The sequence below is a fragment of the Pseudoflavonifractor sp. An184 genome, from assembly GCF_002160305.1.
In the GTDB taxonomy this organism is placed as follows: Bacteria; Bacillota; Clostridia; order Oscillospirales; family Oscillospiraceae; genus Lawsonibacter; species Lawsonibacter pullicola.
The window spans coordinates 22,327-40,879 of sequence record NZ_NFKI01000031.1; the positions used below are offsets into that span (position 1 = coordinate 22,327).

Genomic DNA, 18,553 nt, shown 5'->3' on the forward strand with positions numbered 1-18,553 from the left:
CACTTTCGTGAAAAACTCAACTTTATGTCGAATCATTATGCTTTATCACTGTTATGAAAAGAGAGCCTTTCTTTACTCGCCTTTGAGCATGCTCCAGTAACTCCCGCGCATTGCTGGCGGGGTGCCACGCATAGGCGATGAGGTAGTCTACATGATCCACAACATAGCGATTTGCTCTCACGATTGCGACCTTGCGCGGAACGCTTTCCATCCCTGGTGGATAGAAGGTGCTGTCAAATCCATCTGGAGTTGGGATGGGCCGCTCTGCCGGATGATATGACAATAGCAAAGTGAGCTTCACTTCTGGGTAGAAACGCTTTGCTTCTTTGACTGCTGACGCTGCAAGACGGTCAAATCCGCCGTAGTGGCCAACGATAAATTCTGTAACGCCATATTCCAAAATGTGCTGCTCCACAACCGCATACAATGCCGGGTAAATTGCCTCCGATGTTTCCCTGTGACCGATGAAAAAACAGCTTTTTCCTCCCAAATTTCTCCCTCCTTTTAGTTGTGTTTATCGTTAAAATTATACGATATAAATGATTAAATCACAACGATTTATCAAAGTATAATTTACGAAGAACACAAGCAAAGGAGTGATGCAGGTGAAGGATATTCTCTCGGTTATAACCGCGTATCGAGAGGAGCGGGGCTGGACAGAGTATCAGCTTGCAGAACGCTCCGGTTTGCCGCAATCCACGATCTCCTCATGGTATCGCAAGAATATGGTTCCGACCATTCCATCCCTGGAGAAAATCTGCACAGCCTTTGGCATTACGCTATCTCAACTGTTTGCCGAAGAAGATGCACCGGTTTCCTTAACTGAGGCGCAGAAAAAGCTTCTGGAACGCTGGTCAAGACTAAGTGAAGAACAGCAGGCTGTTGTATTTGCTTTGATTGATAAGATGTAAAAAATCCGTCAGAGGCGCACCCTTTAGAGTGCTGCTTCTGGCGGATTTTCTTTGCCATCAATCTAACGGAGTTTTCTTTGTTACTGCTTTTAGATACAATTCAGGGTCCCCATTCAAAATCAGTTCGGCATAAGACAGCGGATCATTATAGATCAGCCAGTCCAGTTCTGACCGCTGGTACATACTGTTCGCTACCTCGTTCTCCACGGCGGTACAGTCGATGGACAACAGGGTTCCATCTTCCATGCACAGCTCCACGCAGGCAGTGTCCGGGTTGAACTCACAGGACAAAATCTTTCTCATACTCGTTACCTCCCAATACTTGAATTTCAGTTGATTTTCCGCAGCGGCACAAGGGCCGTTTCGGTTGTTTTAGATACAGGCAAGCAATGCGTGTGGATAGCCACACACAAATCCGGCAAGCAATGCGAGTGTTAATACACACTCACATTTCCTGCCGTCTGCTTGTTGAGGGCAGCGCCCCCAAGCCCCTTCTGAACACAGAATTTCATTCTGTGGCTGCGCGTTCTCCGAACGCTTTTTGCCCCTGTACCCGGTGCCCTGTTTCGGGGCATAGGGTGTCGTGAATCGCGACATCCTCTGATACTTTTAGGGTGTCCTAAAATGGGGCATCCTCCTTGAAGATGGGGTGGCAAAATACCACCCCATCTTTTTCTTTCCGCGACGGTGGCGACGGTCGCAACGGTGCTGGGAGCACCCCTCAAAACACCGTCGCGACCGTTGCGAGCGTCGCGCTTTACTCGATTACTTCAAACGCAGGTGCTTCCACCACCATGTAGGTCAGCCGGATACGCCGCCCGGCGTGCTTGGTTTTGTTCTCATACTTTACCTGATGTTCTTCCAACAGGCGGCTGGCATTCACATTCAGATGCTTGGTGAGCCGATTTACCGCCATATCTGTTTGAATTGCCTGGGCCAGCTCGGTGGGACTGCCTTCCCATTCGCGGTTGTCAGCAGATACGATCTTTGCTACGGCTTCCAGTACCGGGTCTGGAGGCTGCTTCCAAAGCTCATTCTCTGCATGGTCAAGCCCCCAAACTAGGCTCTCTTGGTCTTTGCTCAGATACAACCGCTGATCCGGCTGGTCTCTGCCTACCACTTCCAAGGTGGCCCTGCTATCCGTCCGCTTTTCCTTCTGCATCAGGAGCGCACCATCCGCACAGCCCAGCAAGCCCGTGGTGCCGGAAATCATTTCAAAGCTATCTCCCGCAGGTTGCTTTCTGGTGTGGTGGACAATCAGGACGCAAACGCCATATCGGTCAGCAAATTGCTTCAGCTTGCCGATTACCTCATAGTCGCTGGAGTAGCTGTAACTATCGCTCACTGCCTCCCGGACTTTTTGCAGGGTATCCACGATAATCAGCTTGGTATCACTGTGTTCCCGAACAAACTTTTCCAGCTGTTCATCTAGGCCACCACCGATCATTTTAGCGCTGGTAGCGAAGTGGAGGGAGCTTGTCCCCTCCACACCGAACATACGGAACATCCGGCGCTGCAGGCGGCTCTCGTCATCTTCCAGCGCCAGATAGAGAACCGTTCCCTGATGTACTTTGTAGCCCCACAGGTCTTGCCCGGTACTGACATGGTGGGCGATCTGTGCAACCAAGAAGGACTTGCCGATTTTGGGCGCTCCGGCAAGGATGTACGCTCCTGTATAGAGCAGATTTTCAATCACCGCAGACTTGCCCTCGAACACATTGTCCATCAGCTCGTCCAGGGTCACAGTATGCAGGTAAGCTGGGTCGCTCATGCGGCGCATCTTTCGGTAAAGTTCCTCCAAATCTCTTCCTGGGGAATTGCTTTTTTCGTCCGGGTCTGGTATAGTGGTCTTGGAATTTTGAGAGATTGACTGCCCATCATCTGCGCCAACAGATGAGCCCTGGGCGGTCATTTTCTTTTTTTCATTGATCATAGGCGAAATCCTCCTGCATCCCGTTCATAATGGTGGCGATCATCTGGATGGTGTCCAGCAGCTCGCCGTTTACGCCCTGCCCAGCTTCGATCCGGCGGAGTTCGTCCAGCACGGCGGCCAGCTGGTCCCGCAGGGCCTTGTAGACCCTGGGGTTGCCCTGGACCACCACATCCCGTTCCAGCAGCCGCCGGATGATGTAGTCCTGCTTGGTCAGGCCTGTGAGCTTCACCAGGGCTTCCAGATGGAGGTCTTCCTCCGCCGACACCCGGAAAGCCACCGTCTTGTTCCTCCAGCGGTTGTGGTTATCGTAGTTCTTCTTGGACATTTTCTTACACTCCCTTCTCATTTTTCAGTGAATCCAGCTTATCGGCCATTTCCACCTGACGGGTGGGGAACAAATGAGCGTAGCGGTAGGTGATGTCGATGCTCTCGTGTCCTACGCGCTCCGCAATAGCCAGGGCAGTAAAGCCCATGTCGATCAACAAACTGATGTGGCTATGTCTCAAATCGTGTATGCGAATCCTTTTCACCCCAGTTTGCTTGCAGCCACGGTCCATTTCCCGGTGAAGATAGCTTTTGCTGATGGGGAACATCCGGCTGTCCGGCTCCACGCCATAGAGCTGCTTAAGGTAGTCCTGAAGCTCGTCACAGAGAAACTGGGGCATCTGAATCACCCGGTTGCTCTTTGGTGTCTTGGGGGTGGTAATGACATCCTGCTTGTTGAGCCGCTGATAGGACTTATTGATGGTGAGGGTGCGCTTCTCAAAATCGAAGTCCGCCGGGGTCAAGGCCAGCAGCTCACCCTCCCGGATGCCGCACCAGTAAAGCACCTCAAAGGCGTAGAAGGACAGCGGCTTATCCATCATGGCCTCGGAAAACTTAGTGTACTCCTCCCGGGTCCAGAACAGCATTTCCTTCCGCTCCTCCGCCCCCATGTTGCCCGCCTGCCGGGCCGGGTTGAGGTTCAGGCCGTAAAACCGGGCAGCATGGTTGAAAATTGCACTAAGTTGATTGTGAACGGTTTTAAGGTAAGTTTTTGACAGGGGTTTGCCGTGACAGTCCCGCATCTCCCGGATCTCGTTCTGCCAGCGCATAATGTCCTTGGCTGTGATCTCCGAAAGCTTCCGCTTGGCAAAATAGGGCAGGATTTTCTTTTTGATAATGCTCTCCTTGGTGAGCCAGGTGTTGAGCTTCAACTTGGGCTTAATGTCCCTCTCATAGAGGGCGACGAAGCTCTCGAAGGTCATGTTCACATCGGCCTGCTTTTCCATCAGGAACTCCCGTTCCCATTCCAGCGCCTCTCGCTTGGTGGCAAAGCCCCTTTTGAGCTTCTGCTGGCGCTCACCTTTCCAGTCGGTGTAGCGGAACTGCACATACCAGGTGCCGTTGTCCTTGTTCTTAAACGCTGCCATGATTACTCCCCCTTTCTCGCTGTTTCGGTTCTCGTGCCATAAAACTTCTCGTGGAAGAACTTGCGGTCGATCCGGCCGGAAATCGTGATGCAGCCGGTTTTCGCCAGTTCCTCGTTCATCTGCCGGATGAGCTTATAGGCGTAGGGTACGGACACCCCCAGCTCCTCGGCCACTTCATTGACGCGCATAAAAATCTGGTTTGCCATGATAAATACCTTCCTTTCTTAGTCGTTGGTGACTGTGGACTGCAAGCGTTGTGTTTCATAAATGCCTCCTTACTTATGTCCGCCACTTTTTCTCTGTTTCGCAACCAAAAATCTGGCGGGCCATTTGATGCGCTATATTATCTAAGCTTATATGCTTAGTATTCTTATGATACTATACATATAAGCTTAGTTCAAGCCTTTTAGAAGAAATATTATTAAATAAATTTGCTTAGATTACCTTGACAACACTAAGCAAATATGCTATGTTTCATATAAGAACAACCATAGATGGGAGCTGGATGTATGGCGATTGGCGAACGGATTCACTTTTTCCGTCTTCTGCGGGGGATGACACAGAAATATCTTGGTATGGCGCTGGGCTTCCCGGAGAAGTCTGCCGATGTGCGTCTTGCGCAGTACGAAACAGGGTCAAGAACCCCTAAGGCCGATCTGACTGCTGCCCTGGCGCAGGTACTGGATGTCTCGCCCCATGCCCTTTCCGTCCCGGATATAGACTCCTATATAGGGCTCATGCACACCCTGTTTACCCTGGAGGACAACTACGGGCTGAAGATCACGGAGCAAGATAGTGAGCTTGCCTTGCAGGTGGATTTTCGCAAAAACAAGGATGCTGCCCGGCTGCATGAGATGCTCTGGGCCTGGCGGGAACAGGCAGCCAAACTGGAGGCCGGTGAGATCTCCCAGGAGGAGTACGACCGCTGGCGTTACCACTACCCGGAGTACGACAGCAGCCAAATCCGCGCCAAGGTGCCGCCGGAGGGTCTGATCTAACCCTCTCACTTGTAGGCCACGGGAAAGGCCGTTTGTTGCGTAAAATCAGAAAATTCAGATAAATGAGAGCAAAATAAAAAAGGTCTAACTGATCAGCAAAAATCAGTTAGACCTTTTACTTATGAATAAAAAGATAAGGATTTTTAGGCTACTCGCAAGCCACCCGATTTTTCTTTTCAAACTCAATAAATCGGGATTTGACGAGTGCTATCAATCTGCTATCAAATGGGGATTTGAAAAATCAAAAAGTCAGTATTTTCAAGGGTTTGCGGGCCCTCATATCCACTTTTTGCTTATTCCCACTCGATCGTGGCGGGGGGCTTGCTCGTGATGTCATAGCAGATGCGGTTGATGCCCTGCACCTCGTTGACGATGCGCACGCTGATGCGGTCCAGCACGTCGTAGGGGATCCGCGCCCAGTCGGCGGTCATAAAGTCGCTGGTGGTGACGGCGCGGAGAGCCAGAGTGTAGTCATAGGTACGCCCGTCGCCCATGACGCCCACGGAGCGGGTGTTGGTGAGGACAGCAAAATACTGGTTCAGGTTCTTGTCCTCGCCGGCCTTGGCGATCTCATCCCGAAAGATGAAGTCGGCATCCCGGAGCAAATCGGCCTTCTCCTTGGTGATCTCCCCGATGATGCGGATGGCCAGGCCGGGGCCGGGGAAGGGCTGGCGGGAGACCAGATACTCGGGCAGGCCCAGCTCCCGGCCCAGCTGTCGGACCTCGTCCTTGAACAGCAGGCGCAGGGGCTCGATGATCTCTTTGAAATCCACATAGTCGGGCAGGCCGCCCACGTTGTGGTGGCTCTTGATGACGGCGGCGTCGCCGGAACCAGACTCGATCACGTCGGGGTAGATGGTGCCCTGGGCCAGGAAGTCCACGGTGCCGATCTTCTTGGCCTCCTCCTCAAAGACCCGGATGAACTCCTCGCCGATGATCTTCCGCTTGCGCTCGGGCTCGGAGACACCGGCCAGCTTACTCAGGAAGCGCTGCTCCGCGTCCACCCGGACGAAATTGATGTCCCATTTGGCGAAGGCGGCCTCTACCTCGTCGCCCTCGTTTTTCCGCATAAGGCCGTGGTCCACAAAGACGCAGGTGAGCTGCTTGCCCACCGCCTCAGCCAGCAGGGCGGCCACCACGGAGGAGTCCACGCCGCCGGACAGGGCCAGGAGCACCTTGCCGGAGCCAACCTTCTCCCGGACCTGCTGGATGGCGGTCTTGCAGTAGTCCTCCATGGTCCAGTCACCCTTGGCGAGGCACACCTCATAGAGGAAGTTGCGGATCATGGCGATGCCGTTCTCCGTGTGGTTGACCTCAGGGTGGTACTGCACGCCGTAGAAGCCCCGGGCCTCGTCGGCGATGGCCACATTGGGGCAGGCGTCGGAGCGGGCGGTGAGGGCGAAGCCCTCAGGCACCTTGGCCATGTAGTCCCCGTGGCTCATCCAGGAGATGCCCTGCTGGGGCAGGCCATGGAACAGCTTGCAGGTGGTGTCGTAGTAGGTCTGGGTCTTACCGTACTCCCGGGCGGAGTCGTCCTGGGCCTCGGTGACCTGGCCCCCCAGCAAGTGAGCCATCAGCTGGCAGCCGTAGCAGATGCCCAGAATGGGCACACCCCAGGTAAAGATCTCCGGGTCCACCTTGGGGGAGGAGTCCAGATACACGCTGTTGGGGCCGCCGGTGAAGATGATGCCGATGGGATTCATGGCCTTCAACTCAGAGAGGGGAGTGGTGTAGGGCTTGACTTCGCAGTACACGCTGCACTCCCGCACCCGGCGGGCGATGAGCTGATTATACTGTCCGCCGAAGTCCAGCACGATAACAGTCTGATGAGACATAAGAGCACCCTTTCTTAAAAATTTTACCTGAGTTTTACTCCAGGATTCTTGTTGGGTGGAACGGAACCAATTATACTAAAGAAAAACAAAGGAGGTGAACAATATGGAGCTTCACTGGGACGCCGCCGCCGATCTGGAGGACCTGATCTACGAGTGCAAGGAAGTATCCGCCAGCGAGCGGTGAGCATACATTTTCTGGAGAACCACACCGGAGGGTGTGGTTTTTTCGTATCCGGAAAAACAGCCGGGGAGGGGAAGTATCCCCTCCCCGAAGTGTTTGGGTTTAAATCTTGGTGATGTCGATGGGGGTCAGGTCCTCGCTGCGGCTCTGCTCCCGGACGGTGAGAACGGCCCGGGCGGTGTCGATGGCGGTGACACAGGCCACAGAGTGCTCCACGGCGGAGCGGCGGATCTTGAAGCCGTCGCTGTCGTGCTTGCGGCCCTTGGTGGGAGTGTTGATGATCAGGTCCACGGTGCCGCTCTGGATCATATCCAGAATATTGGGGTGGGACTGGGACACCCGGTTCACCCGCTTGCAGGCGATGCCGGCGGCGGTGAGAGCGTCGCAGGTGCCGGAGGTGGCGTAGATCTCAATGCCCATCTCCTCAAAGCCGCGGGCAATGCCGATCATCTCGGGCTTGTCCTCGTCCTTCACAGTGACGATGATCCGGCTGCCCCGCTTGGGCACCCGCAGGCCGCAGCCCTTGAAGGCCTTCAGAAGGGCCTGGGGATAGGTCTCGGCCAGGCCCAGCACCTCGCCGGTGGACTTCATCTCCGGGCCAAGGCCGGTGTCCACGTCGGTGAGCTTCTCGAAGGAGAACACAGGGGCCTTGACGGCGTAGTAGTCGGCTTCCTTGTAGATGCCGGTGCCGTAGCCCAAGTCCTTCAGCTTCTGTCCCAGCATCACCTTGGTGGCCAGGTCGATGATGGGCACGCCGGTCACCTTGGAGATATAGGGGATGGTGCGGGAGGAGCGGGGGTTGACCTCGATGACATAGATGTCGTCGTTGTAGAGGATATACTGGGCGTTGATCAGGCCGATGACGTTCAGGTGCTTGGCCATGTTCTTGGTGTGCTTCAGGATGAGCTCCCGGTGCTTGTCCTCCAGGTTGATGGGGGGGTACACCGCGATGGAGTCGCCGGAGTGGACGCCGGCCCGCTCCACGTGCTCCATGATGCCGGGGATGAGGATGTCCTCCCCGTCGAACACGCCGTCCACCTCCAGCTCCCGGCCCATCAGATACTTGTCGATGAGGATGGGGTGCTCCTGGACGGTCATGTTGATGATCTTCATGAAGTCCTCAATGTTGCGGTCGTTGTAGGCGATCTCCATGCCCTGGCCGCCCAGCACGTAGGAGGGGCGGACCAGCACGGGGTAGCCCAGCTCGTTGGCCGCCTGCAGGGCCTCCTGGGTGGTGAAGACGGTGCGGCCCTTGGCGCGGGGGATGCCGCACTTCTCCAGAATCTCGTCAAAGCGCTCCCGGTCCTCGGCGGCGTCCACGCCGTCGGCGGAGGTGCCCAGGATCTGGACGCCCATCTCGGTCAGGGCCTTGGCCAGCTTGATGGCGGTCTGGCCGCCGAACTGGACCACGGCGCCCCAGGGCTTCTCCTGCTCCACGATGTTCTGCACGTCCTCGGCGGTGAGGGGCTCGAAGTACAGCTTGTCGGCCACGTCGAAGTCGGTGGAGACGGTCTCGGGGTTGTTGTTGATGATGATGGTCTCATAGCCCATGCGCTTGAAGGCCCACACGGAGTGGACGGAACAGTAGTCAAACTCAATGCCCTGGCCGATGCGGATGGGGCCGGAGCCCAGCACCAGCACCTTCTTGCGGTCGCTGGTCTCCACAGCCTCGTTCTCTCCGTCGTAGGAGGAGTAGTAGTAGGGGGTCTCCGCGTCGAACTCGGCGGCGCAGGTGTCCACCATCTTGAAGGAGGGGACGATGCCGTACTTCTCCCGCAGGGCCTTGACCTCGGCCTGCTTCATGCCGCACAGGGTGCCGATATAGCTGTCGGCGAAGCACATCTCCTTGGCCCGCTTCAGGGTGTCGGCGGAGGGCACGTCCTTGCACCGCTCCAGCTCGTTCTCCATGTCGATGATCCGCTGGAAGCCCTCCAGGAACCAGATGTCCATCTTGGTGATGTGGTTGATCTTCTGGGGGGAGAACCCGCGCCGCAGGGCCTCGGCCACCACGAAGAGCCGCTCGTCGGTGACCTGGACCAGCAGGTCCTCGATCTCGTCGGTATAGAGCCCCTCCAGCTTGTCCAGCTTCAGAGCCCGCACGTTCAGCTCCAGGGAGCGGATGGCCTTCATCAGGGCCCCCTCGAAGGAGTTGGCGATGGCCATGACCTCGCCGGTGGCCTTCATCTGGGTGCCCAGGGTGCGGCTGGCGGTGGTGAACTTGTCGAAGGGCAGACGGGGGATTTTCAGCACGCAGTAGTCCAGGGTGGGCTCGAAGCAGGCGGTGGTCTTGCCGGTCACCGCGTTGGGGATCTCGTCCAGGTGGTAGCCCAGGGCGATCTTGGCGGCCACCTTGGCGATGGGGTAGCCGGTGGCCTTGGAGGCCAGGGCGGAGGAACGGGACACACGGGGGTTGACCTCGATGACCGCGTACTCATAGCTGTCGGGGTTCAGGGCGAACTGCACGTTGCACCCGCCCTCGATCTCCAGGGCGGTGATGATGTCCAGAGCGGCGGTGCGGAGCATCTGATACTCCTTGTTGGCCAGGGTCTGGGTGGGGGCCACCACGATGGAGTCGCCGGTGTGCACGCCCACGGGGTCGATGTTCTCCATGGAGCACACGGTGATCACGTTGCCGGCGCCGTCCCGCATGACCTCGAACTCGATCTCCTTCCAGCCGGCGATGCACCGCTCGATGAGCACCTGGCCCACCCGGGAGAGGTGGATGCCCCGGTCGGAGATCTCCTCCAGGGAGGCCCGGTCATAGGCGATGCCGCCGCCGGTGCCGCCCAGGGTGTAGGCGGGACGGACGATGACCGGGTAGCCGATCTTCTCGGCGAAGGCCACGGCGTCCTCCACGCTCTCCACCACCTCGGAGGTGACGCAGGGCTGGCCGATGGACTCCATGCAGTCCTTGAAGCCCTGGCGGTCCTCCGCCTTGCGGATGGAGTCGGGGCTGGTGCCCAGCAGCTTCACCCCGTACTTCTCCAGGGTGCCGTCCTCATACAGGGCCATGGCCAGGTTCAGGCCGGTCTGGCCGCCCAGAGTGGGCAGGATGGAGTCGGGCTTCTCCTTCTCAATGACCTGAGTGACGGAGGGGATGTTCAGGGGCTCGATATACACATGGTCGGCGATGTCCTTGTCCGTCATGATGGTGGCGGGGTTGGAGTTCACCAGCACCACCTCAATGCCCTCTTCCTTCAGGGCGCGGCAGGCCTGGGTGCCGGCGTAGTCAAACTCGGCGGCCTGGCCGATGACGATGGGGCCGGAGCCCAGCACCAGAACTTTTTTGATATTCGGATTCTTCGGCATTACCGGTCACCTCCCATAGAAGCCACAAAGCGGTCGAACAGGTACTCCGTATCCTTGGGGCCGGGGCTGGCCTCGGGATGGAACTGTGTGGTGAAGCAGTTGGGGCGCTTGTAGCGCAGGCCCTCGCAGGTGCCGTCGTTCACGTTGATGTGGGACACCTCGGCCACGGCGGGGTCCACCGTCTCGGACAGCACCACATAGCCGTGGTTCTGGCTGGTGATGAACACCCGGTCCTCGGCCAGGTCCTTCACCGGGTGGTTGCCGCCCCGGTGGCCGTAGGCCAGCCGGCCGGTCTTGGCGCCGGTGGCCAGGGCCATCAGCTGGTGGCCCAGGCAGACGGCGTACAGGGGGAGGGTGCTCTCATAGAGCTTCTTGACCTCCCCGATGATGGCCACGTTGTCGGCGGGGTCGCCGGGGCCGTTGGAGAGCATCACCCCGTCAAAGCCGCCGGTGAGGATGGTCTCGGCGGGGGTGGCGGCGGGGAACACGGTGACATGGCAGCCCCGGCGGCGCAGGCACTCGATCATGTTCTGCTTCACGCCGTAGTCCATCATAGCCACCTTGTACTTCTCCTCGCCGTAGGCGGGGCAGTCCTCGGGCTCCTTCCGGGAGACACGCTCCACGGTGCCCTCCACCCGGTAGGCCTTCAGCTTCTCCAGAATCTCCGCTACATTAAAATGCTCCGCACAGGTGACCATGCCGTTCATGCTCCCCTGGCTGCGGAGTATTTTCGTCAGGGCACGGGTGTCTACTCCCTCAATGCCCGTGATGTCGTGTTTTTTCAGGTAGTGGTCCAGCGTCTCCTCACAGCGGAAATTGCTTCCGATGGGGGAGAGGTGGCGGACCACAAAGGCCTCCGCCCAGGGACGGCTGGACTCGTTGTCCTCATGGTTGACGCCGTAGTTCCCGATGAGGGGATAGGACATCACGATCCCCTGTCCCGCGTAGGAGGGGTCGGTCAGAATCTCCTGATACCCGGTCATGGAGGTGTTGAACACCATCTCGCACACCCGGTCGGAGGTACTGCCGATGCTGGTCCCGGAAAATACGCTTCCGTTGGCCAGGATCAAAGTCGCTTTCATCAATTCTCTCACACGCCCTTCCGTTCCAGTTCACAATTCAGATACGATCCACGCGCAAAGTGTTTCAAGATATTGTATCGGAAATCGACGCGCTTTGCAAGGGGTGGGGGAATCTTTTTTCATAAAACTTTTTCCGCAGTACGGAGGATCTCTCGGATACTTTCTCCAAGAGAGGGAAAGACTGAACCAAAAGCGCACTCGCGCTCCGCAGTGAGGTGACCGACATGTTTACCGGCCTGATCCGGACCATCATCCTATACCTGCTCATCATCGCCGGCATCCGGCTCATGGGCAAGCGCCAGGTGGGGGAGCTGGAGCCCTCGGAGCTGGTGCTCTCCCTGATCATCGCCGATCTGGCCGCCGTCCCCATGCAGGATTTCGGTATCCCCCTGCTCACGGGGATCGTGCCCATTCTGACCCTCCTGTCCCTGACCATGATCCTGTCGGTGCTCACCATGAAGAGCACCCGCTTCCGCACCCTCATGTGCGGCCGGCCCAGCGTCATCATCCGCAAGGGAAAGATCGACCAGGGGGAGATGCGCCGCAACCGGCTGACGGTGGACGAGCTGCTGGAGGAGCTGCGGGCCCAGGGATATGCGGGCCCCGCCGGAATCGAATATGCCATCCTGGAGACCAACGGTCAACTGTCCATCCTGCCCTGGGAGCGGGAGAAGCCCCCCACTCAGAGCCAGCTGGGGCTTGAGGCGGAGGAGACCGGACTGCCCCTGGTGCTCATCAGCGATGGAAAGCTCCTGACTCGGAACCTGACCGCCCGGGGTTATGACGGGGTGTGGCTGCAAAAGCAGCTCGCGAAGCACGGGCTGAAGGACCCGGGGCAGGTATTTTTGATGACAGTGGATGAGGCGGGCGGCGTCTATCTGGCGCCCAGGTCGGGGCAGGAAGAGGGGAGGAGGAGAGCATGAAACGTCTGTGGGCGGCGGCGGCCATTCTGGCGGTTCTGCTGGGGGGCACCCTGTGGAACGCCTGGTACGCCGAACGGCTGACCGGCGGAATGATCCAGCAGCTGAAGCAGGCCCAGGAGCGGACCGCCCAGGGGGACTGGGAAGGGGCCGCCGAACTGAGCGAGCAGGCGTTCCAGAGCTGGCAGGACCATGAGGCGTATCTTCACATCCTTATGCGGCACAGCGACACCGACGAGATTTTGAGCTCCTTCCGGGCTCTGGAGCAGTACCTGGCCCTGGAGGAGACCGACCAGTATACCGCCGCCAACGCGGAGCTGATGACTCAGCTGGAGCTTTTGGCCGAGATGGAGCAGCCGTCGCTGGTAAACATTTTTTAAGGAGGGAAGGGTTTCGCCGCCTGCGGGCGGCGACCTTCTTTTTCTATGGCGAAAAAGAAGGCAAAACGCCACCGGGGAAGGCTCAAAATGAGCGCTGACGCTGAGGGTCCGGCAGCCTTTGCGGGATGCTCCTGCGGATGAAAAGCGCGCCTTTTGGCGTGGGTGGGACTCAAGTGCGGCTCAGAGAGACGGCGGAGACGCACCGGGCGCGTTGGCTGGAAACATCAAGGCGCGGACCTTGAACTGCAACAGCGGCAATTTTTGCAAACCCAGGGCCCAGTGGCCCGGCGGGAATTTAGATACCCACTCATATTTTCACGCGCCGGAAGGGCTGTTTTACGTACAGGAGAGCACTCCCGTAATTGGGGGTCCGGGGGAAAGCGGTCCTATGGACCTAGGCGGAGCCGTAGTCCATCGGCCGCGTCCCCCGGTGGCGTTTTGCCTACTTTGCCGCCACGGGCAAAGTAGGTCGCCGCCGGGGCGGCGAAATCCCTCTCGAAAAAGTGAAAGACAGCCGCCCGGGAAGCCCCAGGCGGCTGTCTTGTACCTTATTGATAGGAGCCAATATGACAAAATCGAGCGGTTACTCCTCCAGAAGCCCGGCGCTGACCAGGAACTCATGGGCCACTTCGTCCACATCCCGGCCCTCCACGTCCACGTAGTAGGTGAGCTCGCTCATCATCTCGTCGGTGAACTGGTTGTTGAGGAGCTTCAGGGTGTCCTCCAGGCCGGGGGCCTGATCGGCGAAGCGCTCAAACACGTCGTTGCGCACCAGGATGGTGCCGTAGTAGTCGGGGAAGAAGTGCTGATCGTCCTCCAGCAGGGTCAGGTTGGCCCGCTTGTTCAGACCGTCGGTGGCGTAGACTACCATGACATCGTAGGCCCCCTGCTCCACCAGGGTGTATTTCATCATAATGTCCACCGGCTTGACCTCGGCAAACTCCAGGCCGTAGGCCTCCGCCATGGGGCCGAACTTCATATTGCCCGCGTCGGTGAAGAAGTCCTGCTCGGCGCCGAAGCGCAGCTCCCCGGCGATGGGGACAAGGTCGCTGATGGTCTTGGGGTTGTAGGTGTCCACCACCTCCTGGGTGACGCCCAGGATATAGGTGTTGTTGACGCCGATTTTGCCCAGCATGTGCATATCGTATTCGTCGTTCATCTTCTCATTGACAAAGTCATAGAGGGTCTGCCCATCCGGGATGTCGGTGGTGTCCAGCCCCATAATCGTCGTCAAGAGGGTGCCGTCCCAGGTGTACATCAGGTCACAGGTGTGGCCGTCTCCCGTCATGGCGTTAAAGTTGTTCACTGCGGTCATCTCGTCCTGGATGGTGACGGTGAGGTCGTGGCGGTCCTCCACCAGCTGCTTGATCATGCTGTTGACCAGCTTTATTTCGGAATACTGCCCCTCATAGAGAAGCAGGCCCTCAGTGCTCTTGGGCAGGAAGGCGTAGACGCACAGCACCACCGCGGCGGCGGCAGAGAGGACGGCCGCACCCCGGGCGGCGTACCGGCTGCCCTTGGAGCGCTGGCTGCTCCGGCTGTTCAGGTACCGCTCGGCCAGCCCCATGAGCAGGTCCAGGATCAGGGCGGCGGCCATCAGCACCCCGGTGCCGCCCAGGATGGCCGTCATGTCCTCCTGGCGGATGCCGGTGGTGATGACGCTGCCCAACCCGCCGCCGCCCACGAAGGAGGCGAACACCGCGGTCCCGATGGCGGTGACGGTGGCGATGCGGATACCGGTGAAGATGATGGGAGCGGCAATGGGAATCTCCACATGGATCAGGCGGTACATCCGGGTCATGCCCATCCCTTTGCCCGCCTCAATCAGATGCTCCGGCACCTGATCCAGTCCCAGACAGGTGTTGCGTACAATGGGCAGCAGGGAGTAGAGGGCCAGGCCCACGATGACCGTGGGTTTGCCCGGGTTCATGATGACCATGATGATGCCCAGCAGGGCCAGGGCGGGGGTGGTCTGGATCAGGTCCACCACCCGGAGGATCACCTTGCGGGTGGAGGGATAGAAGTAACAGATGATGCCCAGGGGAATGCCGGCCAGAATCGCGAAGAGGAGAGCGGCCACCACCAGGGACATGTGCTCCAGAATCATGGTGAAAGTCATGCGGCGCTCCCTCCCCTCCGGATTCCCTTGGGAACCACTTTTCGCTGAAGGGCGTCCACCAGGGAGCCCAGCACAAAGGCCAGCAGCGCAGCCGGAATCGCTCCCATGAGGATGAGCTCGCTGTTGTCCGAGCTTAGACCGGCATAGATGAAATCACCCAGGCCGCCGCCCCCGATCATGGAGGCCAGCACGGCCCAGCTGACGGTGTAGACGGTGGACATGCGCAGCCCGCCGATGATGGTGGGCATGGCCAGGGGGAGCTCCACCTGGGTCAGGCTCTGTATGGCGCTCATGCCGCAGCCCTTGGCGGCTTCAATATACTGCGGGTCCACCGATACCAGCCCCGCGTAGGTGTTTTTCAGCACCGGGAAGGTGGCGTACACCCCCAGAGCCACCAGCACCGTCGCCGACTGGGCCCCCCACACCAGCACCAGCAGTCCGATAAAGACGATGCCAGGGATGGTGTTGAATACTGAGAGGATGGGCAGGACAATGCCGGAGAGCTTAGGCTTCCGGGACAGCAGGATGCCGATGAGCACCCCCAGCAGGAAACCGATGGCCACGGGGACCAGGGTGAAAAAGAGATGCTGCACTAATTTGGCGGGAAGATCTTGAATCGTCAAAACGTCTCACCCCCAGAGCTGTTCCGCCATGGCGGAGGTCATGCTGGTCTTGGTGATGAGACCGTCCACCTTCTCCTCCTCGTCCAGAACAATGAGATAGGGGGCGCCGCTGGAGATGAGCAGGTCAAAGCAGTCCTTGGCGCTGTCGCCGGTGTGGACGGTGGGGGTGTTGCAGCGGATGAGGGGCTCGATGGTCTTGACCACGTGGCCGGTGAGACGGATGTCCGCGATGGACACCGTCCCCTGGTACCGGTCCTGGTCGTCCACTACAATGAGGGTATCCACGTTGCGCCGCTGCATCTTGCTGACGCACTCATTGACCCCTCGGGTGGCCGAGACCGTGGACACGCCGGGGCGCATGAAGTCGGCGGCGGTGAGCTCCTTCTGGGCATGGGTGTCGATGAATTTGCCGAGGAAATCCTGGATCTGGCCGCTGGCGGGGTGGGCCAGCATCTCCTCCGGGGGCGCCATCTGGACGATCTTTCCGTGGTCCATAAAGATGATGACGTCGGCCAGATCCAGAGCCTCCTCCATGTCGTGGGTGACAAAGACGAAGGTCTTGTTCAGCTTCTGCTGGAGAGAGCGCACCTCCTGCTGGAGGGACCGGCGGGTCATGGGGTCCAGGGCGGAGAAGGGCTCGTCCATGAGTACGATGGGGGGCGAGGCCGCCAGCGCCCGCAGGATGCCGATGCGCTGCTGCTGTCCGCCGGACATCTCAGAGGGGTACTTGTGGGCGTACTGCTCATAGGGCATGTTGACCAGCTCCAGCAGAGAGTGGACGATCTTGTCACACTCCTCCTTGCTGTATTTCAGCAGGGTGGGCACCACGCAGATATTCTGGGCCACCGTCATGTTGGGAAACAGGCCGATCTGCTGGATCACATAGCCAATATGGCGGCGCAGCTCCACCTTGTCCTTGGCGGTGATGTCCTCCTCGTTGAGGTAGATCTTGCCCGCCGAGGGCTCGATGAGGCGGTTGATCATCTTCAGCGTGGTGGTCTTACCGCAGCCGGACGGCCCGATCAGGACAGCCATCTGGCCCTCCTGGATCTCGAAGGACAGGTCGTCCAGAATCTTCTGGCTGCCGTAAGACAGCGATACGTGTTCAAAACGAAGCAACAGGGCACCTCCTTAAAACGTCGCGTTGACAGGCCCGGACGCCGGTATTCCGGCCCACGCGGGCGGGTCAACCTGTGGTTCGGTCGAAAGTGTACAAATACAGTATAGCAAAATGTTGTAATTTAGTCAAATAAACAAGCTGTAAATTCAAAGCAGGGATGCCCTTTTGGAAACCTTAAAAAATTTTCAAAAAAACTTAATAAAGTTTGTGGCAGAACCTTAACATTCCTCTGGTACACTGGGAACACAAAGAGAGAAGGAGGGAGCCCATATGGCGTGGATGGCATATTTGTGGATGGGAGCGGCGGCTCTGGTAGGAGCGGGCATGACCCTGTGGGGCGGCTATTATCTGGTGACCGCCCTCATGTCCTGGCGCAAGCCTATGGACTATGGCCGGCACCCGGCCAGCACCCGCTTTGCGATTCTGGTGGCCGCCCGGAATGAGGAACTGGTGATCGGCAATCTGATCAACAGCCTGCTGGCCCAGGATTATCCTCGGGAGCTGTACGACATCTGGGTTATCCCCAACAACTGTACCGACCATACCGCCCAGGCCGCCCGGGATTTCGGGGCCAATGTCATGGAGTGCACCGTCCCCGTGAAGTGCAAGGGAGATGTGATGCGCTTTGCCTACCGGCAGCTGCGGGACAAGGGGTACGACGCCTTCTGCGTCTTTGATGCGGATAATGTGGCCGATCCCCGGTTCCTGCGGGAGATGAACAACGCCTACCGGGCGGGGGCCCGGGCGGCCCAGGGCTACCGGGACAGCAAGAACCCCTTTGACAGCGCCATCTCAGGCTGCTACTCCATCTACTATTGGATGATGGACCGGTTCCACAACCAGGGCAAGGCGGGGCTGGGCATGTCGGCCATGCTGGGAGGCACCGGATTCATGGTGTCCGCCGCCGCCTTTGACAAGATGGGCGGCTGGTGCACCCAGAGCATCAGCGAGGACCTGGAGATGTCCGCCCAGTGTGCCCTGGCCGGAGTGCCCATCGCCTGGGTGCCCAAGGCGGTGACCTATGACGAGCAGCCCCTCACCTTCCGGGAGTCCATCAAGCAGCGCCGCCGCTGGACCAGCGGCACCCTCCAGATCGCGGGGGAGTGGCTGCCGGTGCTGGGCCGGAGCCTGGCGGAGCGCCCCGCCGTCCAGCCTCTGGACATGGGGGCCACCATGCTGATCCCCGCCTATCAGGCGGCCGCCCTGGTGAGCATGGCGGTGACCGCCCTGGCGGCCGGTTTCGTCCATCCGGGGCACTTCTCCCTGCTGCTGTGTCTGGGGTACATCGCGGGCAATCTGCTGATTACCGTGCTGGGAGCCACTTTGTCGGCGGTGCTGGTGATTACGGTGGAGAACAAGTGGGACCGGCGGCTGCTGCCCGCCCTGGCGGTGTACTGGTTTTTCCTGCTCAGCTGGGTGGTGCTCACGGTGGGCTGCATCTTTAAAAAGACCACCGTGTGGGAGGAGATCCGCCACACCAGAAATGTGTCCCTGCCCAAGGGCGGAAAGATGAAGCGCAGCAATCAGGTCCTGGCTCCCTAAAGCAAATCGACTGGGTACCAAGGGAAACAGAGCTTGTATATATAAAAGCAGGAGCCCGGGGCAGCCGCCCCGGGCTCCTCAGGCTGTCAAAAAAGTCTAAGGACTTTTCCGACAGCCTGCAAAAATGCCGTTACTTTCCCGCCGCTGTGCGGCGGAAAAGTCCTCGCTGCGCTCGCTGAACGCCTTGC

General features: G+C 58.7%; 17 protein-coding genes. 5 read left to right on the forward strand and 12 right to left on the reverse strand.

Features of this window, described 5'->3' with window-relative positions:
• Window positions 1-22: 22 nt before the first annotated feature.
• On the reverse strand, window positions 23-490 hold the full coding sequence (locus B5F19_RS10870; RefSeq protein ID WP_087290421.1) for a hypothetical protein: 468 nt from the start codon (window positions 488-490) through the stop codon (window positions 23-25).
• A 109-nt stretch (window positions 491-599) separates the two neighbouring features.
• On the opposite strand from B5F19_RS10870, the gene B5F19_RS10875 reads away from it, so the two are divergent.
• Window positions 600-911, forward strand: a complete 312-nt coding sequence (locus B5F19_RS10875; RefSeq protein ID WP_050624078.1) for a helix-turn-helix transcriptional regulator — start codon at window positions 600-602, stop codon at window positions 909-911.
• Between the two features lie 57 nt (window positions 912-968).
• On the opposite strand, the gene B5F19_RS10880 is transcribed toward B5F19_RS10875, so the two are convergent.
• From B5F19_RS10880 to B5F19_RS10900, 5 genes are all read right to left on the reverse strand, one after another.
• The gene (locus B5F19_RS10880) at window positions 969-1,214 is read right to left on the reverse strand and encodes a DUF6061 family protein (protein ID WP_054338622.1); all 246 of its coding nucleotides are present in this window, start codon (window positions 1,212-1,214) and stop codon (window positions 969-971) included.
• Window positions 1,215-1,668: 454 nt separating this feature from the next.
• Window positions 1,669-2,844 (reverse strand): AAA family ATPase, encoded by a 1,176-nt coding sequence (locus B5F19_RS10885; RefSeq protein WP_054338623.1) that lies wholly within the window; start codon window positions 2,842-2,844, stop codon window positions 1,669-1,671.
• Window positions 2,834-3,169 (reverse strand): hypothetical protein, encoded by a 336-nt coding sequence (locus B5F19_RS10890; RefSeq protein WP_087236779.1) that lies wholly within the window; start codon window positions 3,167-3,169, stop codon window positions 2,834-2,836. The genes B5F19_RS10885 and B5F19_RS10890 overlap by 11 nt, the downstream gene beginning before the upstream one ends.
• Window positions 3,170-3,173: 4 nt before the next feature.
• Entirely contained in the window at window positions 3,174-4,256 is a 1,083-nt protein-coding gene (locus B5F19_RS10895) for a site-specific integrase (RefSeq protein ID WP_054338625.1), read from the reverse strand.
• Between the two features lie 2 nt (window positions 4,257-4,258).
• The gene (locus B5F19_RS10900; protein WP_087236778.1) at window positions 4,259-4,462 is read right to left on the reverse strand and encodes a DNA-binding protein; all 204 of its coding nucleotides are present in this window, start codon (window positions 4,460-4,462) and stop codon (window positions 4,259-4,261) included.
• Between the two features lie 303 nt (window positions 4,463-4,765).
• Between B5F19_RS10900 and B5F19_RS10905 the strand changes: the two genes are divergently transcribed.
• Window positions 4,766-5,254 carry a helix-turn-helix transcriptional regulator gene (locus B5F19_RS10905; RefSeq protein ID WP_087290423.1) on the forward strand — a complete coding sequence of 163 codons (489 nt, stop codon included), beginning with the start codon at window positions 4,766-4,768 and terminating at the stop codon, window positions 5,252-5,254.
• 293 nt (window positions 5,255-5,547) lie between these two features.
• Here B5F19_RS10905 and guaA read toward each other — a convergent pair whose 3' ends face one another.
• The 3 genes from guaA to B5F19_RS10920 all read right to left on the reverse strand — a co-directional run bounded on the left by guaA (window position 5,548) and on the right by B5F19_RS10920 (window position 11,661).
• The gene (gene guaA / locus B5F19_RS10910) at window positions 5,548-7,089 is read right to left on the reverse strand and encodes a glutamine-hydrolyzing GMP synthase (RefSeq protein ID WP_087290425.1); all 1,542 of its coding nucleotides are present in this window, start codon (window positions 7,087-7,089) and stop codon (window positions 5,548-5,550) included.
• 283 nt (window positions 7,090-7,372) lie between these two features.
• On the reverse strand, window positions 7,373-10,579 hold the full coding sequence (gene carB, locus B5F19_RS10915; RefSeq protein WP_087290427.1) for a carbamoyl-phosphate synthase large subunit: 3,207 nt from the start codon (window positions 10,577-10,579) through the stop codon (window positions 7,373-7,375).
• A complete protein-coding gene (locus B5F19_RS10920; protein WP_087290428.1) occupies window positions 10,579-11,661 on the reverse strand; it encodes a carbamoyl phosphate synthase small subunit in 1,083 nt (360 codons plus the stop codon). The genes carB and B5F19_RS10920 overlap by 1 nt, the downstream gene beginning before the upstream one ends.
• A 224-nt stretch (window positions 11,662-11,885) precedes the next feature.
• On the opposite strand from B5F19_RS10920, the gene B5F19_RS10925 reads away from it, so the two are divergent.
• Window positions 11,886-12,584, forward strand: a complete 699-nt coding sequence (locus B5F19_RS10925) for a DUF421 domain-containing protein (RefSeq protein WP_087290430.1) — start codon at window positions 11,886-11,888, stop codon at window positions 12,582-12,584.
• Window positions 12,581-12,961: a DUF4363 family protein gene (locus B5F19_RS10930; protein ID WP_087290432.1), complete on the forward strand. Its 381-nt coding sequence runs from the start codon at window positions 12,581-12,583 to the stop codon at window positions 12,959-12,961. Before B5F19_RS10925 ends, B5F19_RS10930 begins: the two co-directional genes overlap by 4 nt.
• A 583-nt stretch (window positions 12,962-13,544) precedes the next feature.
• On the opposite strand, the gene B5F19_RS10935 is transcribed toward B5F19_RS10930, so the two are convergent.
• Genes B5F19_RS10935 through B5F19_RS10945 form a run of 3 tightly spaced genes read right to left on the reverse strand, consistent with a single transcriptional unit; the run spans window position 13,545 to window position 16,822 of the window.
• On the reverse strand, window positions 13,545-15,080 hold the full coding sequence (locus B5F19_RS10935) for a glycine betaine ABC transporter substrate-binding protein (protein ID WP_242972792.1): 1,536 nt from the start codon (window positions 15,078-15,080) through the stop codon (window positions 13,545-13,547).
• The gene (locus tag B5F19_RS10940; RefSeq protein ID WP_087290434.1) at window positions 15,077-15,703 is read right to left on the reverse strand and encodes an ABC transporter permease; all 627 of its coding nucleotides are present in this window, start codon (window positions 15,701-15,703) and stop codon (window positions 15,077-15,079) included. Before B5F19_RS10940 ends, B5F19_RS10935 begins: the two co-directional genes overlap by 4 nt.
• 6 nt (window positions 15,704-15,709) lie before the next feature.
• Window positions 15,710-16,822 carry an ABC transporter ATP-binding protein gene (locus B5F19_RS10945; protein ID WP_087290435.1) on the reverse strand — a complete coding sequence of 371 codons (1,113 nt, stop codon included), beginning with the start codon at window positions 16,820-16,822 and terminating at the stop codon, window positions 15,710-15,712.
• A gap of 271 nt (window positions 16,823-17,093) precedes the next feature.
• On the opposite strand from B5F19_RS10945, the gene B5F19_RS10950 reads away from it, so the two are divergent.
• Window positions 17,094-18,365 (forward strand): glycosyltransferase family 2 protein, encoded by a 1,272-nt coding sequence (locus B5F19_RS10950; protein WP_087290437.1) that lies wholly within the window; start codon window positions 17,094-17,096, stop codon window positions 18,363-18,365.
• The last annotated feature ends 188 nt before the right edge of the window (window positions 18,366-18,553 follow it).

Bases quoted from the DNA above. Each gene is read 5' to 3' on its own strand.
- B5F19_RS10905 (WP_087290423.1), top strand. From the start codon at position 4,766: ATGGCGATTGGCGAACGGATTCACTTTTTCCGTCTTCTGCGGGGGATG.
- carB (WP_087290427.1), bottom strand. From the start codon at position 10,579: ATGCCGAAGAATCCGAATATCAAAAAAGTTCTGGTGCTGGGCTCCGGC.
- B5F19_RS10900 (WP_087236778.1), bottom strand. From the start codon at position 4,462: ATGGCAAACCAGATTTTTATGCGCGTCAATGAAGTGGCCGAGGAGCTG.
- B5F19_RS10890 (WP_087236779.1), bottom strand. From the start codon at position 3,169: ATGTCCAAGAAGAACTACGATAACCACAACCGCTGGAGGAACAAGACG.
- B5F19_RS10895 (WP_054338625.1), bottom strand. From the start codon at position 4,256: ATGGCAGCGTTTAAGAACAAGGACAACGGCACCTGGTATGTGCAGTTC.
- guaA (WP_087290425.1), bottom strand. From the start codon at position 7,089: ATGTCTCATCAGACTGTTATCGTGCTGGACTTCGGCGGACAGTATAAT.
- B5F19_RS10880 (WP_054338622.1), bottom strand. From the start codon at position 1,214: ATGAGAAAGATTTTGTCCTGTGAGTTCAACCCGGACACTGCCTGCGTG.
- B5F19_RS10925 (WP_087290430.1), top strand. From the start codon at position 11,886: ATGTTTACCGGCCTGATCCGGACCATCATCCTATACCTGCTCATCATC.
- B5F19_RS10930 (WP_087290432.1), top strand. From the start codon at position 12,581: ATGAAACGTCTGTGGGCGGCGGCGGCCATTCTGGCGGTTCTGCTGGGG.
- B5F19_RS10885 (WP_054338623.1), bottom strand. From the start codon at position 2,844: ATGATCAATGAAAAAAAGAAAATGACCGCCCAGGGCTCATCTGTTGGC.
- B5F19_RS10935 (WP_242972792.1), bottom strand. From the start codon at position 15,080: ATGACTTTCACCATGATTCTGGAGCACATGTCCCTGGTGGTGGCCGCT.
- B5F19_RS10875 (WP_050624078.1), top strand. From the start codon at position 600: ATGCAGGTGAAGGATATTCTCTCGGTTATAACCGCGTATCGAGAGGAG.
- B5F19_RS10920 (WP_087290428.1), bottom strand. From the start codon at position 11,661: ATGAAAGCGACTTTGATCCTGGCCAACGGAAGCGTATTTTCCGGGACC.
- B5F19_RS10950 (WP_087290437.1), top strand. From the start codon at position 17,094: ATGGCGTGGATGGCATATTTGTGGATGGGAGCGGCGGCTCTGGTAGGA.